General features: G+C 29.5%; 2 protein-coding genes. Both read right to left on the bottom strand.

The window, feature by feature from the left end; translation table 11 throughout:
* Positions 1-211: hypothetical protein (locus A3844_RS33270; protein WP_208619480.1), on the bottom strand; the 211-nt coding region annotated here is incomplete at its 3' end.
* Between the two features lie 16 nt (positions 212-227).
* A complete protein-coding gene (locus tag A3844_RS31620; protein ID WP_074109584.1) occupies positions 228-1,970 on the bottom strand; it encodes an ATP-binding cassette domain-containing protein in 1,743 nt (580 codons plus the stop codon).
* Positions 1,971-2,041: the final 71 nt, after the last annotated feature.

Below are 2,041 nucleotides of genomic sequence, written 5' to 3'. Positions count from 1 at the left end.
CTAGTGAGTATAGCATTTTTTTCCATTCATATCCATTTAAATGATATGAAATAATATCAATGATCTCAGCTTGAGCCGAATATATAAATACATTCAAAACACCGCTAATAATTGGAATCGAAAAAACCATGATAAAGATTATGGGCATTTCTTTTAAAATACGCCATAAAAACCATAACAAATTGTATAAGTTACCTTTTTTATTGATCAATTGAAACGCCTACCCTCTAATCAGAATATAGGGAGAGCTGTGCTCGATACATACTTGCATATTTTTTGTTTAGATCTAAAAGTTCTTTTTGTGTACCGTACTCTACGATTTTCCCATTTTCAACAACAGCAATTTTATCAACATACTTTGTCATACTTAATCTATGGGTTACAAAAATAGCTGTTTTTTTCCCTGACAGCTCTATAAAGGACTGAAAAGCTTTTAGCTCTGATTCTGGATCCATTGCTGATGTTGCTTCATCGTAAATCAAAATTCCTCCCTCGCTTAAGTAAGCTCTTGATACCGCCAACTTTTGCCATTCTCCACCAGATAAATCTTGCCCCCCGAATTCTGGACCGATTAATGTTTCTAATTGTTCCATTTCTTTGAATTTATCAAACGTTGCTTTTTGAAGTGCTTTTTCGATTTGTATATTATCAGCTATTTTTCTTTTGTCGCCCATACCAACATTTTCTCGAATAGTTCTTAATAATTTTGAAAAATCTTGAAATACAACTCTTATATATCCAAAAATATATTTCTGATCAAGTTCCTCTTTATTTTCAAACCATTTTATAGTCCCTTCATTAGGTTTATATAGTCCCATTATTAGTTTAACGATTGTTGATTTCCCAGATCCATTTTCACCAACAAGGGCTATTTTTTCACCAGGGCGTATATTCAAATTTATATTATCGACTGCTTTTATCTGACTATCAGGATACATAAAAGAAATATCTTTCAAATCTATTTCAAGAGAAGTTTCATTTAAAACTTGTTTTTCTTCAAACTCAATCTCATCAAGCTGAATATATTTATTGAAATCACTGTATTTAATATTACATTGTGTAGCATTATAGAAGTGGCTAGAAAAACTAACATTTAATCCAAACAGACTAGTAATAATCTGATATAAAAGTATAAAAAGACTGGCACTACTATGACCGCCAATAATTGAAAGGGCTAGAACGATAATGACGATGATATTAACAATTAAAGAAAAGAGCTGTAAATATGAATTCATTATTTCTGACTTAATAATTTTACTCTGTATTTTATTTTGATAGTCTATTGTTACTTGTGTCATCTTATTAACAAGATAATTTTTACATTTCAAGAGCCTGATTTCCTGAACATTTTCCTTTCCAATCAATAGTGAAAATAAGTATTTAACATATCGAATAGAAGAAACTTGCTGCCGTTGTATATTCTCAATTTTTGTTGCAATATTCTTTCGTACGAACAATTGTAATATCGAGAAGCACAATACAATAGTCACCACTACATACATTTCATACCATAATATTATACTTACTAAACAAATAATTTTGATTACATCACAAATGAAGAATACCCATTCTTCTAACAACACATGCAATTCAAGTCTTGAAGCATTTTCTCTCATTGACTTAATTTCCGGTGAATCTAGTTTTATAATAGATAGTTTTAAGGTTTTAGATAAGATAATTTCATCCTTCTTAAGTAAACTTATTTCTTCCAGATGAGTCTGACATAACGCTCGACAAGAGCTGATAATTCCTGAACTGAATACAACCAAGATTAATTTAAAAAGCTGATCTAATACCACTGAATTATCGAAAATATTAAAATTAATTTGAAGACTTTCAACAAATTTTTTAGTAAATATCAATTCTAGAATGAGTATAGGAACTTCTGTCAAACTGCATACCACAAAACATACCGTGACCAGCTTATTCCATTTTATAAACATTTTTATAGTTTTATAAAAATTATTCATCTAGACAAAACCTCGTCATCATTTATTCGAACAATTTTATGAAAAAAGACTTTAACTCTTTGGTTCTATTA

It is taken from the genome of Paenibacillus helianthi (assembly GCF_001909055.1).
In the GTDB taxonomy this organism is placed as follows: Bacteria; Bacillota; Bacilli; order Paenibacillales; family Paenibacillaceae; genus Paenibacillus_AQ; species Paenibacillus_AQ helianthi.
This window is presented reverse-complemented; position numbering and strand designations above follow the sequence as displayed.